Source organism: Microbispora sp. CA-102843 (assembly GCF_050936215.1).
Classification (GTDB): Bacteria; Actinomycetota; Actinomycetes; order Streptosporangiales; family Streptosporangiaceae; genus Microbispora.
On sequence record NZ_JBNJNF010000001.1, the window covers coordinates 2,693,178 to 2,707,907 of the forward strand.

Genomic DNA, 14,730 nt, shown 5'->3' on the forward strand with positions numbered 1-14,730 from the left:
CGCACGAGAGGCTATCGCCGGTCGATCAGCGGGATTATGCGCCGGGCGCGGTGAGGCGGTTGCTGAACCGGGCGAGCATGGCGGTCTGGGCCGTTTCGGGGACCAGTCGGGCGAGCACCGGCGGCATGCGCCAGTTGGCGGGATTGCGCTTGGCCAGCCGGGAGACCAGGGAGACGTGGGGATAGCGGGCCTGCTCATAGGCGCGCAGCCGTGCCGCCGGATCACCGCCCTTGGCCAGTTCGCGCGCCAGCACCCAGGCGTCCTCGAGGGTCTGGTTGGCGCCCTGCCCCAGGGTGGGCGGCATGGTGTGGGCGGCGTCGCCGACGAGCGTGACGCGGCCCTCTCCCCACACCCGGGGGACCCTGTTCCAGTGGTGCCCGAAGAACTCGAGGTCGTCCTCCGTGGCGGCGGCCAGCACCTCGGGAACGGGCGACGCCCACCGCCCGAACCGGCGTCGCAGCTCGGCCAGCGGCGCGGCGGGGCGCGGGTCGGCGGGCGACCAGCGCACGTCGAACCACCACTGCAGCAGGCCGTCCCCGGCGGGCATGAGCCCGCACGCGCCCTCCTTCCCGCTGATCACGAGATGGCGGTGGGTGCCGGTGAGGTCGATGCCGATCGGGCTGAGGCCCTGCCAGGTGCCGAAGGTCGCCGGCCGCACGGCGCCGTCCCCCCACAGGCGGCGCCGTACGACCGAGTGGTGGCCGTCGGCTCCGACGAGCAGGTCTCCCGTGACCGTGGACCCGTCGTCGAAGGTCACCGAGACCCGGTCGCCGTCCTGGCTGACGCTCCGGCAGGTCATGCCGTAGCGGATGAGGTCGCCCGGTAATCCCTCGGCCAGCCGTTCCAGCAGGAGGCGGCGGGGGACCGCCTTGGTGTCGAAGCCGAAACGACCCGCCGCGTGGGCGATGTCCATGCTGGTGCGCAACCGGCCGCCCGCGGTCAGCGCGTCGATCCTGTCGATGCGCTTTCCGGCGCCGTCCAGGCTGACGCCGAGGTCGTGCAGGACGGCGTTGCCGTTGCTCCAGACGAGCAACGCCTTGCCGCCCGTACGCCGGGCCGGAGCCTGCTCGTAGACCCGCACCCGGTGACCGGCGGCCAGCAGCGCGCGTGCGACGGCGAGGCCGCCCACCCCGGCGCCGATGACGAGGATGTCCACAATCCCTCCACTCTGAAGTTTCTTCGATTCGAAGATATCTTCAGGGGGAGTAGGTTGGAGAAGTGGCCCACCAACATCCGGAAGAGGGTGTTTTCCGCGAGTTCCTGATCGCGGTCCTGCTGCACAACGAGGCGGTCGCCGACCGGCTCGGCCTGCAGTCGGGCGACGTCGCCGCCCTCATCCTGCTGGAGACGCGCGGACCGCTCTCCGTCGGCGTGATCTCCGAGGAACTCGGGCTGCCGTCCGCCTCGACGACCCGGCTGATCGACAGGCTGGAGAAGGCGGGCTATGCGCGGCGCGTTCGCGGCGAACGCGATCGGCGCACGGTCACCGTCGAACTGGTCGAGGGCGGCCTGGACGACTACGACGCCGCCTGCGCGGCGTCCAGGCGGCACCTGGACGAGGTCGGCGCGCACTACGGACCGGAACAGGCGCCGCTGCTGCTGGACATGTTCGCCCGCGTCGCCGGAGCCTATCGATCGGCCACCGGTGAGCTGCGCGAAACCGCGACCTGAACCCCGGCGCCACCCTCCGGTCAGCGAGCCGTCAGCTGAGCGCGGTGCGCGCGGTTGGCGTCGATGAGTCCGTCTAGGGCGTCGCGGGCCTGCAAGAGCTCTTCGATGTGCCGGCTGATCCGGTCTCGCTCCTGGATCAGCCGCTCGAACGCCTCGTCGGAGTTCTGCTCGCTCGGCGAGTCGACGCACGGCAAGACCTCGGCGATCGTCCGGCTCGAGAGCCCGGCGGTGTACAGGCGCTGGATGAAGCGCACCCGCTCGACTTCGTCGTCGGTGTAGTGGCGCTGGCCGCTGGGACTACGCGTGCTGGTGAGCAGGCCCTGCTCCTCGTAGTAGCGCAGGGAACGGACGCTCACCCCTGCCTGCGACGCCAGCTCGCCGATCCGCATCACGCCTCCTTGCCGGAAAATCTTGGCCCTAATGCTTGCATCTGACGTCAATGTCAGGTCTTAGCGTAGTCGACGTGTCCAGCCGGCGGACGCGTTCTTCCGCAGGAACCCCTGAAAGGCACTCAGGAATGACGACCCTTTTCGACCGCTACCAGCTCGGCGCGCTGACCCTGCCCAACCGTGTGGTGATGGCCCCGATGACCCGGGTCCGCGCGGCCGCGGGCGGCCTGGCGACACCGTCGATGGCGACCTACTACGCCCAGCGGGCCACCGCCGGGCTCATCGTGACCGAAGGAGTGCAGCCGAGCCTCGTCGGACAGTCCAACCCGGGCACCCCCGGCTTGTACACCGACGAGCAGGTCGCGTCCTGGCGGCCGGTCACGGACGCCGTCCACGTCAACGGCGGCCGTATCTTCGCCCAGATCATGCACGGGGGCCGCGTCTCCCACCCCGACACCACGGGGATGCGGCCGGTGGGCCCCTCGGCCGTCCAAGCCCCCGGGGAGGTGTTCACCCCGGCAGGGCCCAAGCCCGCACCCGTGCCGAGGGCACTGGACACCGCCGAAGTGCCCGAGCACGCCCTGTCCTACGCGCAGGCCGCGCTCCGGGCCGTCGACGCCGGCTTCGACGGTGTGGAACTGCACGGCGCTAACGGCTACCTCATCGCGCAGTTCCTGTCCAGCACCGCCAACCTGCGCACCGACGCCTACGGCGGATCGATCGCCAACCGGATCCGCTTCGCCGTGGAGGCGGTGTCGGCGACCGTCGAGGCGGTGGGAGGCCGGCGGACGGGCATCCGGCTCTCGCCCGGCGCGGGCATCTGGGGCGCGGAGGACACCGACGTCCCCGCCCTGTACGGCGCGCTGCTCGCCGAGCTGGCCCCCCTGGGCCTGGCGTACGTCCACCTCGAGGCCACCACCGACGAGGATGTGCTCGTCGAGCTGCGCAAGGCCTGGCCCGGCACGCTCATCGTCAACCCGGTCTTCCCGATGGGCCCTCGGCAGACGGACAAGGCGGCAGCCGATCATTGGCTGGGGCTCGGCGCCGACCTGATCAGCTTCGGCCGCGCCTTCATCGCCAATCCCGACCTCGTGGAGCGGCTGCGCCAGGGGCTCCCCATCGCACCGCACGACCAGTCCACCTGGTATCAGGGCGGCGATGACGGCTACGTCACCTACCCCGCCTACCGGCACGCGGCCTGAACCTATCCCGGGGGCCGCGGCGCGTCTTGGGATTCGGCGGTTCCGCCTCCCGGCGTGAGGAGCTCAAGCCATGTCGACATGTCGCCCATGACGGCGGCGATCTCGTCGCGGGCATAGTGGTCGGCGTCCCAGGCGGCGTACAACGTGATGGTGAGCAGTGCACCGCCGGCCGTGACCGTACGCGCCCGCAGGCCGAACTGCGGATTGTCGAGGACGACGCAGACGCCGCGTCCGGCCGCGGCGAGCGCCTGGGCCATCGCCTCTGAGCGGGTTTCGGCCGCGAGGCGGATGTGCAGGGCGTGCTCGTGCAGCGCGGCGTCGACGGCCCGGCGGACGGCGCTGCGCCGACCGCTGAGGATCAGCGGGTGGGCGGCCAGTTCGCGCAGTTCGAGGTCGCCGGTCTCGCCGGTCTCGCGGCCGAGCGGGTGCGCGGCCGGCGCCTGGGCGGTGATGCGGCGACGGCCCAGTCGCAGCGCCGCCAGTCCGGCCGGGGGAGGGTTGGTGCCGATGGCGATGTCGGCGGCGCCCGCCTCAAGACGGGCGTAGACCTCGTCGGGCTCGGCCACGTAGGCGTCGGCGAACGGGGCCGAGCTTTCGGCCAGGTAGGGCGCGACCAGGTGTGTGATGGTCGAGGCGGGGCAGACCACCCGCAGGTTCAGGGGGGAACCGGTCCCGTGGGCCTGGAGCAGTTCGGCGCCCCGGGCCGCGCGGAGCACCAGATCGCGGGCCACGGGAAGGAAACGGCGCCCGGCGGCGGTGAGGTGGACGCCCGTGCGGGTGCGGTGCAGCAGTTCCACGCCGAGCTCGCGCTCCAGCATGCGTAACTGCCGGGAGACGGACGGCTGGGCTACGCGCACCTCCGCCGCGGCGGCCGTCATCGATCCGCTGTCCACGACCGCGAGGAAGTAGCGCAGGACGCGCAGTTCCACCATGCCTCCCGAGCATGACCATCAGGCTTAACAAGTGTTGGACTGTATCGCGCCAGCTCACGGAGACTTAACCATCCCCCACGGTCATCTCCCGAAAGATTCGCTCATGCACGACGCCACCTCCGTCTCGCGTCAGAGCAGACGGGCCACCATCGCCTCGTTCATCGGCACGGCGGTGGAGTGGTACGACTTCTACATCTACGGCACGGCCTCCGCGTTGATCTTCGGCACCCTGTTCTTCCCCGAATCCGACGGCGGCGCCGGCACGCTGGCGGCGTTCGCCACGTTCTGGGTCGGCTTCCTGGCACGCCCGCTGGGCGGCATCGTCTTCGGGCACATCGGCGACCGCCTCGGGCGCAAGAACGTGCTGGTCATCACGTTGGTCCTGATGGGCTCGGCCACCACCCTCATCGGGGTCCTGCCGACGTACGCGTCCATCGGATACGCGGCGCCGCTGCTGCTCGTCCTGCTCCGCGCGGTGCAGGGCATCGCGGTGGGCGGCGAGTGGGGCGGCGCGGTGTTGATGGCCACCGAGAACGCCGCCCAGGGGCGCCGCGGGCTGGCGGGCATGTGGGTCCAGCAGGGCTCACCGGCCGGGTCCATCCTGGCCACCCTGGTGTTCCTGGCCGTCGGGCGGCTGCCCGACCACGCGTTCGTGGCGTGGGGGTGGCGCGTGCCGTTCCTGCTGTCTGCGGTCCTGGTCGTGGCCGGCCTGGTGATCAGGCTCAAGGTGAACGAGTCCGCCGAGTTCCGCGAGGCGCGGGAAGCGGCGCCGGCCGTCAAGGTTCCCCTCGTGGAGTTGTTCCGTACGGCCTGGCCGCTGGTGGGGCTGGGCGTCGGAGCGAGCGCGATGGGGATCTCCGCGGCCTATTTCACCAACACCTTCGTCCTGTCCTGGGCGACCACGGATCTGAACGTCCCGCGGCAGACGATGCTCGACGTCCTGCTGGTCCTAGCCGTCCTGCAGTTCCTGTGGCAACCCCTGGCCGCGCTGCTCGCGCGCAGAACGGGCACCGTGCGCCTCATGGCCGCCGCCCTCGGAGCGAACATCGTGGTCGCGGTGCCGATGTTCCTGCTCATCACCACGAGGAACAGCGGACTGATCGGGCTCGGCCTCGCGCTCGGCGTGCTCACCGGCGCCTCGTACTACGCGCTGCTGGCCGGTTTCCTGGCCCAGGCCTTCCCGGTGCGCGTCCGCTACACCGGCATCTCCGTCGCCTACCAGCTCTGCAGCACGATCATCGGCGGCTCGACACCGCTGGTGGCCCAGTGGCTGCTGATCCGCGGCGGCGGCAGCCACTGGCCGGTGGTGGCCTACTACATCGTGCTGCTGCTCCTCACGCTGACCTGCGTCCTGGCGCTCGCTCGCCGTACGGCGCGTGGTCGCGAGGACGTCCCGGCGCAATCCGCTCCCGTACGCAACCGATAGGCCTTCCGTGCAACTCGACGCCATCTTCACCAACGGCCGCTTCACCACCCTCGACCCTCACCGTCCCACGGCGCACACAATCGGCGTCTTCGCCGGTCGTGTCGTCGGCCTGGACGAGGAGGTCGCGCACTGCACGGCGCGGCAGCGCCACGACCTGCGCGGAGCGCCCGCCGTCCCCGGGTTCAACGACGCGCATCAACACCTCAGCATGCGCGGGCGGCGGCTCCTGGAGCTGGACCTGCGCGCCGAAGCCGTCCCGACCCTCGACGCCCTCTACGCGGCCGTGGCCGAACGCGCCGCCGGGCTCGAGCCCGGCGCCTGGATCCACGGCGCCGGCTACGACCAGAACAAGCTGGGCGCTCACCCGTCCGCCGAGGCCCTGGACGCCGTCGCGGGCGGCCGGCCTGTCTGGCTCGAGCACGTCTCCTGCCACATGGGTGTGGCCAACACCGCGGCCTTCGCCCTGGCCGGCTACTCCGGCCGGATGGGCGTGCCGGACCAGGACGGCGGTCACGTCGAACGCGATCCCGACGGACGGGCCACCGGGCTGCTCCAGGAACGTGCCCAGCACCTGGTCACCCGGATCTTCCGTCCCTCGCCCGTCGAAAGGATCGTCGCCGGGATCGCCGCCGCCAACACCGTGGCCCTGTCGGAGGGACTCACCAGTTTCACCGAGCCGGGCATCGCCGCGGTGGGCGACATCGGTCACGGTCCGGTCGACCTGCACGCCTTCCACGTGGCGGTGGAGCGCGGCCTGCTGACCGTCAGGGCCACGGTCATGCCGTACCTCACGGTCCTGCGCGACCTCGGCCTGTTCGAACCGGGCAACAGATGGTTCGGCCTCGACCTGGGGCTGCGGAGCGGGTTCGGCGACGACCGGCTGAAGATCGGCGCCACCAAGGTCGCCACCGACGGCTCGCTGATCGGGCGCTCGGCCCACATGTGCACCGGTTATCACGACGAGCCGGACAATTCCGGCTTCCCGCTGTTCGACCCAGACGAACTGCGGCACATGATCGTCGAAGCTCATCGCTGCGGGTGGCAGGTCGCCGCGCACGCCATCGGCGATGCCGCCATCGACCTCGCCCTCGACGCCTTCGCGACCGCCCAGGCCAGGCATCCGCGGCCGGACGCACGCCACCGCATCGAGCACTTCGCGGTCGCCACCGACGCCCAGGTGGAACGGCTCGCCGCACTCGGCGCGGTCGCCGTCCCGCAGGGACGCTTCCTGTCGGAGATCGGTGACGGCATGATCGCCGCGCTGGGCCCCGAGCGGAGCGAGCGCTGTTACCGCATGGGCAGCCTCCTCGACGCCGGGGCCGTCCTGCCGGGCAGCAGCGACGCGCCCGTGGCCCACGGCAGTCCGTTGCTGAACATCCATGACATGGTCAACCGGCGCACCGCCTCCGGCGCGCCGCTCGCACCCGCCGAGGCGCTCACCCCGGAGCAGGCGTTGCGCGCCTACACGATCGGCTCGGCCTACGCGGAGCGCGCCGAGGACCGCAAGGGGAGGCTGGCCCGCGGCATGCTGGCCGACTTCGCCGTCCTGTCCGACGACCTGCTGTCCGTCGCACCCGACCGCATCGCCAGCTTGTCCGTCGGCGCCACGGTCATCGGCGGTGACGTCGTCTACGACGACGGCGCGCTCGCCTGATCACCACCGGGCCGGCCGCGCTGTCATGGCGGCTCTCTTCCCTGCTCGTGGGCGACTACGGAGAGGGCATCCTCGCGTGCCGGGATTCCGGACTCACGGATTTCCGGCACGCGGGTCCGGTCATCCCGAGCCACCGCGCCGGTTCGAGGGCGTCGCTTATTCCGCTTGACCGCATAACGATCACTGGGCATATTCGCCGACATGTCTGATGGGGCCGAGCAGAGATCCTCCCGGTCACGACTTCCGTGGATCGCGGGTCCGCTCGTCGTCGCCGTACTGATCGCCGCCGCCTGGGGGCTCCCCCGACTGCTGGCCGGCTCGGCAGGGCCGCCGCAGGGACCTCTCCCGCCGCCACCGGGCCCCTGGCCCACGACCGGCACGTTCCAGGTGGGCTTCGGCTCGGCGACCGAGGCCGAGAAGAAGGCCGTCCTCGCCGCGCTTGCGGCCCGCCCCGACGTACGCGAGGTCAGATACCGCTCGGCCGAGCAGGATTGGGAGGAGTACCAGGAGACCAGGAAGCTCACCTGGATCACGGACGGCGGATACGAGTTCGGCCGCGAAGACATGAGCGACTCCATCATCGGCGTCCTGCTCGACCGGTCGAAGTCCGACGAATTCTCCCGTGAGATCGAAGCGCTGCCAGGCGTGGACGGCGTCTATTCCCAGGGCGACGGATTCTGGTACGGCAAGGCACACGTGACGCTGCGCCTGTGCCTGCGTAAGCCAATCGAGGGAGCCGGCTGCCGTAAGCCCCTGACCACGGAACAGCAGGAGGCGGTCGTCAAGGCCGTCCGCGGCACGCCGGAGGTCGAGGCGTTCTACTTCGAGGATCCCGAGCACGCCACCAAGGACCTGCGGTCTCGCACCGACATCGACTTCACGGCCGGGGTGTCCTACTACCACCTGAAGCTCAGAGACCTCGACGACGTCCCCACTGTCATCGACCGCTTCCGCGGCATGGAAGGCCTCTGGCAGGCCCGGCCGGTCGAGCGCTGCCTGCTGTGCTGACGGCAGGGCCGGGGTAATCAGTACCGCGGCCGAGGCCCGCTCATGGTTTCCATACCGTCGTCCCGGCTCATCCGGAGGATGCGCTACACGCTGGTGAACGACCACGAGCGGCGAGAGTCTCTTCCGGCCCGGCAGGGCTCTCGACGCCCAGGGATGCCGCCACCACCCGGTTGCGGCTCCCGTAAGGGCGAGCCGCCGCGCCGGGATGGCGCGGCGGCTCGGGTCGGGGCCCTGTGGTGCGGGGCCCCGGTGTTCCGCGCGGCCCTTTGGATGAAGGGCTTGCGGGTCCGCGGTCTCGTGGTTCGCGGGTCCGTGGCGGAAGGCTCAGGCGGGCCGCCCGGCGCCGGCCGTTCGGCAACGGGCCGGGCAAGTCCATGCGTCAGGCCGGTACGGAGGCCACGCCGGGCTCCAGGAAGCGGGAGCCGGTGACCTCCTCGGAGATCCCCGTACGGTCCAGGTACGGCGTGATGCCGCCGGTGTGGAACGGCCAGCCCGCGCCGAGGATCATGCACAGGTCGATGTCCTGGGGTGCCGAGACCACGCCTTCGTCGAGCATGAGCCGGATCTCCTGGGCGAGGGCCCGCAGCGCGCGCAGCCGTACCTCCTCGTCGGTGGACGGGGACGAGCCGCCCTCGAACAGCGCCCGCACCTCCGGGTCGATCTGGAAGTCCGGGCCGTAGAGGCCCGGCTTGCCCGCGGCGACCAGCTTGGCGAGGTTCTCCGAGACGCCGAAGCGGTCCGGGAACGCCGCGTGCATGGTCTCGGCGACGTGCAGCGCGACGGCCGGGCCGACGAGCTGGAGCAGCGCGAACGGCGTCATCGGCAGGCCGAGCGAGTCGAGCGCGTGGTCGGCGACCTCCAGCGGGGTGCCCTCGTCGGCCGCCGAGGTGACCTCGCCCATGAACCGCGTCAGCAGCCGGTTGACGACGAACGCGGGCGCGTCCTTGACCAGCACGCACGACTTCTTCAGCGTCTTGCCCACCGCGAACGCCGTGGCCAGCGTCGCGTCGTCGGTGGCGGTCCCCCGGACGATCTCCAGCAGCGGCAGCACCGCGACCGGGTTGAAGAAGTGGAAGCCCACGACCCGCTCCGGGTGCCGCAGGCCGGCCGCCATGTCGGTGACCGACAGTGACGAGGTGTTGGTGGCGAGCACGCAGGTCTCGGAGACGACCTCCTCCACCTCGGCGAAGACCTTCTGCTTCACGCCGAGGTCCTCGAACACCGCCTCGATCACGAAGTCGGCGTCGGCGAAGGCGTCCTTGGTCAGCGACCCCGTCACCAGGCCCTTCAGCCGGTTGGCCTGGTCGGCCGAGATTCGGCCCTTGCCCAGCAGCTTGTCGACCTCGGCGTGGACGTAGCCGACGCCCTTGTCGAGCCGGGCCTGGTCGAGATCGGTCAGCACGACCGGGACCTCCAGGCGGCGGGCGAACAGCAGCGCGAGCTGCGAGGCCATCAGCCCGGCGCCCACCACGCCGACCTTGGTGACCGGGCGGGCGAGCGACCTGTCCGGCGCGCCGGCCGGCCGCTTGGCCCGGCGCTGCACCAGGTCGAAGGCGTACAGCCCGGCCCGCAGCTCGTCGCTCATGAGCAGGTCGGCCAGCGCCTCGTCCTCCGCGGCGAAGCCCTCGTCGCGCGACGCCGTACGGGCCAGGGCCACGAGGTCGAGCGCCCGGTACGGCGCGGGGGAGGCCCCCCGCAGCTTGAGATCGACGAGGGTCCTGGCCTGGTCGATCACCGGGGCCCAGTCCTCCGCGGTGTGGTCGGCCCGCTCGACGGTCACCTCGCCGCGAAGCACCTGGGCGGCCCACCGCAGCGACTCCTCGATGAAGTCGGCGGGCTCGAACATCGCGTCGGCGATCCCCAGGGCGTACGCGTCGCGGCCCTTGATCATGCGGTTCTGCGACAGCGGGTTCTCGATGATGAGCTTCAGCGCCCTTTCGGGGCCGACCAGGCGGGGGAGCAGCTGGGTGCCGCCCCATCCGGGCACCAGGCCGAGGAAGCACTCCGGCGTCGCGACGGCCGGGACGCCCGACGACACGGTGCGGTAGGTGCAGTGCAGGGCGATCTCCAGCCCGCCGCCCATCGCCGCGCCGTTGACGAACGCGAACGACGGCACGTCCAGCTCGCCGAGGCGGCGGAACACGTGGTGTCCGAGCGCGCCGATGGCCAGCGCCTCCTCGCGGGAGGACACCGCCGCGGCGCCCTTGAGGTCGGCCCCGACGGCGAAGATGAACGGCTTGCCGACGACGCCGACGGCCGCGAGGTCGGAGCGCGCCGCGATCGCGTCGAGCGCGTCGTTCAGCGCGAGCAGGCCGTGCGGGCCGAAGGTGTTGGGCTTGGTGTGGTCGAGGCCGTTGTCGAGCGTGATCAGGGCCATCGTGCCCGCGCCGTACGGAAGCTCGACGTCGCGCACGAGCGCCTTGGTGACCACCTCGTCGGCGTTCTTGCCCTCCAGGAGGGCCTTCCAGGTCTCGATCGTGCTCATGCCAGGTTCTCCCAGATGACGGTGCCGCCCATGCCCATGCCGACGCACATCGTGGTGATTCCGTACCGGACGTCGGGACGCTCGGCGAACTCGCGCGCAAGCTGGATCATCAGCCGCACGCCCGACGACGCGAGCGGGTGGCCGAACGCGATCGCGCCGCCGTACGGGTTGACGCGCGGGTCGTCGTCGGCGATGCCGAAGTGCTCAAGGAAGGCCAGCACCTGTACGGCGAACGCCTCGTTGATCTCGAACAGGCCGATGTCGTCGATGGACAGCCCGGCCAGGCGCAGCGCGCGCTCGGTGGAGGGGATCGGGCCGATGCCCATCACCTCGGGGTCCACGCCGGCGAAGGCGTAGGACACCAGCCGCATGCGCGGGGCCAGGCCGAGCTCCCGGGCCACGTCCTCGGCGGCCACGATGCAGCCGGTCGCGCCGTCGTTGATGCCGGAGGAGTTGCCCGCCGTGACCCGCCCGTGCGCGCGGAACGGCGTCTTGAGGCTGCGCAGGCCCTCCAGCGTCGTGCCGGGGCGCGGCGCCTCGTCGACGGTGGCCAGGCCCCAGCCCTCGGCGGCCTTGCGGGCGGCCACCGGCACCAGGTCGCGCTGGATCTTGCCGTCGGCGTACGCCTTGGCGACCTTCTCCTGGGAGGCGACGGCGAAGGCGTCGGCGCGCTCCTTGCCGATGGACGGGTAGCGGTCGTGCAGGTTCTCCGCGGTCATGCCCATGACCAGCGCCGAGCCGTCCACGAGCCGCTCGGACAGGAACCGGGGGTTGGGGTCCACCCCCTCGCCCATGGGGTGGCGGCCCATGTGCTCGACGCCGCCGGCGATGGCCACGTCGTACGCGCCGAAGGAGATGCCGCCCGCCACCGTGGTGACGGCGGTCATCGCGCCGGCGCACATGCGGTCGATGGCGTAGCCGGGGACCGACTTCGGCAGGCCGGCGAGCACCGCCGCTGACCTGCCGATGGTCAGGCCCTGGTCGCCGATCTGGGTGGTGGCCGCGATGGCCACCTCGTCCACCCGCTCCGGGGGGAGGCCGGGATTGCGCCGCATCAGCTCGCGGATGACGCGGACTACCAGGTCGTCGGCACGCGTCTCGGCGTACAGGCCCTTCGGGCCCGACCTGCCGAAAGGCGTCCGAACGCCGTCGACGAAGACGACTTCACGGGACGCAGGCACGGGTTCGCTCCTACTTGTCGGTAGCTTCCGGCTCCCTATGCTACTGGCCAGTAACCGGTCCCGGGATCGGTGGGTCCTCGGTGCCTGTGAGTGATCGTTAACCGGCCAGGAATCGGACGGAATCAGTACATGTTGCCGGTGACGATCTCATTCGGGATGCAACCCCTCAAACCTCAAGAATCACCCCTCTAACCCTTGCAGGCGTCTTTCTTGGGGCATTGCACTCGAAAAGGAACCAATGCGCTCTCCTGTGCGCGCCTGGATCAAGGCGCTCGCCGCGGCCGTCACGGCCGCGACCCTGTCCACCCCCCTCCTCGCGGGACCCGCGCACGCCGCGCCGCCCGGCTCGACCGGCGGGGACGGCACCTGGACCGTCGAACCCGTCGGCGGCGGCCACCGGGTCACGCTCCACCTGAACAAGCCGCTGCCGGTCCGCGACGCCGTCCCCGAACTCGCGGCGGACGGCCGGTCGCTCGGTCCGGCCGAGGAGTCGCCCGACGGCATGACGCTGACCGTCGTCACCCCCGACCCCGTCGTCGCCACGGCGTCGTCCGTCGACGTGTCCTGGAACGGCGAGGTGCCCGAGGCCGCCGCGACGGCCGTCGGCAAGGCCGCGCCCACGCCCGCCGCGCCGCCCGCCAAGTCGCACGGCAAGCCGGCTCCAGCGCCCGTCGATCCCGCCGCGCCCGGTCCGTACGCCGTGACCCACGACGACTACGACCTGGGCGACACCGCCATCACGCTGGAGGGGCTCGGCGGCCGCCAGGCCGAGATCCGGGCGAAGGTCTATCTGCCGGAAGGCGCCCGCGGCAAGCGCCCGCTGGTGGTCTTCCTGCACGGCCGCCACTCGGCCTGCTACAACCCGACGGCCTGGACGACGTCCAACACCCAGTGGCCCTGTCCGGCGGGACAGCGGCCCATCGCCAGCTACCAGGGCTACGACGGCCCGGCCGACGTGCTCGCCAGTCAGGGGTACGTTGTCGTGTCGGTCAGCGCCAACGGCGTCAACGCCGCTGACAACCCCTACAGCGAGGACCGGGGCGCGCTGGCCCGGGGCGAGGTCGTCATGCGGCACCTCGACCTGCTCGCCGACGCCGCCAAGGGCGTGGGCGACGCGAAGCTGGTGAGCCTGTTCAAGGGCCGCCTCGACATGTCCGACGTCGGCCTGATGGGCCACTCGCGCGGCGGCGAGGGCGTCGTCAAGGCCGCGCTGATGAACGCGGGCCGGGCCAGGCCGTACGGGATCAGGGCGGTGCTGCCGCTCGCGCCGACGGACTTCGCGCGGGCGACCCTGCCCGGCACGCCGATGGCCGTCATCCTGCCGTACTGCGACGGGGACGTCTCCAACCAGCAGGGCCAGCACTTCTACGACGACTCCCGGTACGCCGCGGACGGTGACCCGGCCTTCCGCTCCTCGCTGATGGTCATGGGCGCCGACCACAACTTCTTCAACACCGAGTGGACCCCGGGCGTGGCGCACGCGCCCGCGTCCGACGACTGGTCGAACCGCAACGACCCGGTCTGCGGCGGCACCGCGCCGTCGCGGCTGACCGCCGCCGAGCAGTACGCCGTCGGCACCGCGTACATCGCCGGGTTCTTCCGCCTGGTCCAGGGCGGCGAGCAGGGCCTGCTGCCGCTGTTCGACGGCAGCGGCGGCACCACCGCCTCCGCCGGGCGGGCCGTCGTGCACGCCGTCGCCCAGGCGCCCGCGGGCAAGCGCCTCGACGTGGCCTCCTTCACGTCGCTCGCGCCGTCCACGCGGGTCTCCGGCGCGGCCACCGCGGTCGTCTGCGCGGGGATGCTCGACCGCTCGCCGCAGAGCGGCCTGCCTCCCTGCGCCTCCACGCTGACCACCTCGCAGGCGCCGTCCTGGACGCCCGCGACGTACGCGAACAACGTCGCCTCGACCCCGGTGCTGCGGTTCTCCTGGAGCGACCCCACGGGCATGGTGACGGTGCCGCTGGACAAGCAGGTCCAGAACGTCTCCCGCTACGACGCGCTCACCTTCCGCGCGGCGAGGGACGAGACGGCGACCGGCGACCTGGACCTCGCGGTCGAGATCGTCGACAAGCGGGGCGCGTCCCAGACGGTCAGGGTGTCCGAGGTGAGCGACGCGCTCACGGCGTTCCCCGGCACGGCCTCGCCGCTGCCCAAGACCTGGCTGCGCACGGTCCGTGTCCCGCTGAGCGCGCTCACCGGCATCAAGCCGCAGCAGATCAGCGAGATCCGGATCTCGGGCGCGAGCCGGAAGGGCGCGGTCTACCTCGCCGATCTCGCGTTCACCACGATGGCCGCGGGTGCGGCCCGCACCGACAGGCTGCCGCAGGTGTCGGTGGAGGGCGCCACGGTGGACGAGGGCGACGGGCCGGGCACGGCCACGATGACCGTGCGGCTGTCGGACAAGAGCGCCACTCCGGTGACGGTCCAGATCCAGACGATCGCGACCGGGGCCGCGCCGGTGATCGCCTCGGCGGCGCAGGAGGTCGTCATCCCGGCCAGGTCCCTGGAGGCGTCCTTCCAGGTGCCGGTGAACGGCGACCCCGCGGTGGCGTCCGCGCCGCAGTCCTACCAGGTGGTCGCCTCTGTGCCGGTCAACGCGACGATCGGCGGCGGCTTCACCCGGCTCGTCGTGACCGACGACGACGCGAGCTGACCACGAGCGGCCCCTCTGGCCGCGCGGTCAGAGGGGCCGCTGCCGGGAGAGGAAGCTCCTGGACGTACGCCGGCCGCTGCCGATCGCGTACCTCCAGGAGCTTCTGCCTGCTCCATCCGTCCCGTCACC

11 protein-coding genes are annotated in these 14,730 nt (G+C 71.7%); 6 read left to right on the forward strand and 5 right to left on the reverse strand.

The window, feature by feature from the left end; translation table 11 throughout:
* Window positions 1–34: 34 nt before the first annotated feature.
* Window positions 35–1,156 carry an FAD-dependent oxidoreductase gene (locus tag ACQEVJ_RS12675; protein WP_433100425.1) on the reverse strand — a complete coding sequence of 374 codons (1,122 nt, stop codon included), beginning with the start codon at window positions 1,154–1,156 and terminating at the stop codon, window positions 35–37.
* Window positions 1,157–1,218: 62 nt separating this feature from the next.
* Here ACQEVJ_RS12675 and ACQEVJ_RS12680 point away from each other — a divergent pair, with 62 nt between their 5' ends.
* Window positions 1,219–1,671: a MarR family winged helix-turn-helix transcriptional regulator gene (locus ACQEVJ_RS12680; protein ID WP_433100427.1), complete on the forward strand. Its 453-nt coding sequence runs from the start codon at window positions 1,219–1,221 to the stop codon at window positions 1,669–1,671.
* 20 nt (window positions 1,672–1,691) lie between these two features.
* Here the strand turns inward: ACQEVJ_RS12680 and ACQEVJ_RS12685 are convergent, their stop codons facing one another.
* Entirely contained in the window at window positions 1,692–2,060 is a 369-nt protein-coding gene (locus ACQEVJ_RS12685) for a MerR family transcriptional regulator (RefSeq protein WP_433100429.1), read from the reverse strand.
* Window positions 2,061–2,188: 128 nt separating this feature from the next.
* Here ACQEVJ_RS12685 and ACQEVJ_RS12690 point away from each other — a divergent pair, with 128 nt between their 5' ends.
* The gene (locus ACQEVJ_RS12690; RefSeq protein WP_433100431.1) at window positions 2,189–3,262 is read left to right on the forward strand and encodes an alkene reductase; all 1,074 of its coding nucleotides are present in this window, start codon (window positions 2,189–2,191) and stop codon (window positions 3,260–3,262) included.
* Between the two features lie 2 nt (window positions 3,263–3,264).
* On the opposite strand, the gene ACQEVJ_RS12695 is transcribed toward ACQEVJ_RS12690, so the two are convergent.
* Window positions 3,265–4,194, reverse strand: coding sequence for a LysR family transcriptional regulator (locus tag ACQEVJ_RS12695; protein ID WP_433100433.1), 930 nt, complete (start codon window positions 4,192–4,194; stop codon window positions 3,265–3,267).
* A gap of 103 nt (window positions 4,195–4,297) precedes the next feature.
* Here ACQEVJ_RS12695 and ACQEVJ_RS12700 point away from each other — a divergent pair, with 103 nt between their 5' ends.
* The 3 genes from ACQEVJ_RS12700 (at window position 4,298) to ACQEVJ_RS12710 (ending at window position 8,282) form a co-directional block, all read left to right on the forward strand.
* Window positions 4,298–5,620, forward strand: a complete 1,323-nt coding sequence (locus ACQEVJ_RS12700; protein WP_433100435.1) for an MFS transporter — start codon at window positions 4,298–4,300, stop codon at window positions 5,618–5,620.
* Window positions 5,621–5,627: 7 nt separating this feature from the next.
* Window positions 5,628–7,274 carry an amidohydrolase gene (locus ACQEVJ_RS12705; RefSeq protein WP_433100437.1) on the forward strand — a complete coding sequence of 549 codons (1,647 nt, stop codon included), beginning with the start codon at window positions 5,628–5,630 and terminating at the stop codon, window positions 7,272–7,274.
* A gap of 201 nt (window positions 7,275–7,475) precedes the next feature.
* Window positions 7,476–8,282 (forward strand): permease-like cell division protein FtsX, encoded by an 807-nt coding sequence (locus ACQEVJ_RS12710; RefSeq protein ID WP_433100439.1) that lies wholly within the window; start codon window positions 7,476–7,478, stop codon window positions 8,280–8,282.
* 379 nt (window positions 8,283–8,661) lie between these two features.
* On the opposite strand, the gene ACQEVJ_RS12715 is transcribed toward ACQEVJ_RS12710, so the two are convergent.
* Together ACQEVJ_RS12715 and ACQEVJ_RS12720 are read right to left on the reverse strand one after the other, a co-directional pair.
* On the reverse strand, window positions 8,662–10,767 hold the full coding sequence (locus ACQEVJ_RS12715) for a 3-hydroxyacyl-CoA dehydrogenase NAD-binding domain-containing protein (protein ID WP_433100441.1): 2,106 nt from the start codon (window positions 10,765–10,767) through the stop codon (window positions 8,662–8,664).
* Window positions 10,764–11,948 carry a thiolase family protein gene (locus tag ACQEVJ_RS12720; RefSeq protein WP_433100443.1) on the reverse strand — a complete coding sequence of 395 codons (1,185 nt, stop codon included), beginning with the start codon at window positions 11,946–11,948 and terminating at the stop codon, window positions 10,764–10,766. Before ACQEVJ_RS12720 ends, ACQEVJ_RS12715 begins: the two co-directional genes overlap by 4 nt.
* Window positions 11,949–12,186: 238 nt before the next feature.
* On the opposite strand from ACQEVJ_RS12720, the gene ACQEVJ_RS12725 reads away from it, so the two are divergent.
* A complete protein-coding gene (locus ACQEVJ_RS12725; protein WP_433100445.1) occupies window positions 12,187–14,601 on the forward strand; it encodes a hypothetical protein in 2,415 nt (804 codons plus the stop codon).
* Window positions 14,602–14,730 lie beyond the last annotated feature (129 nt).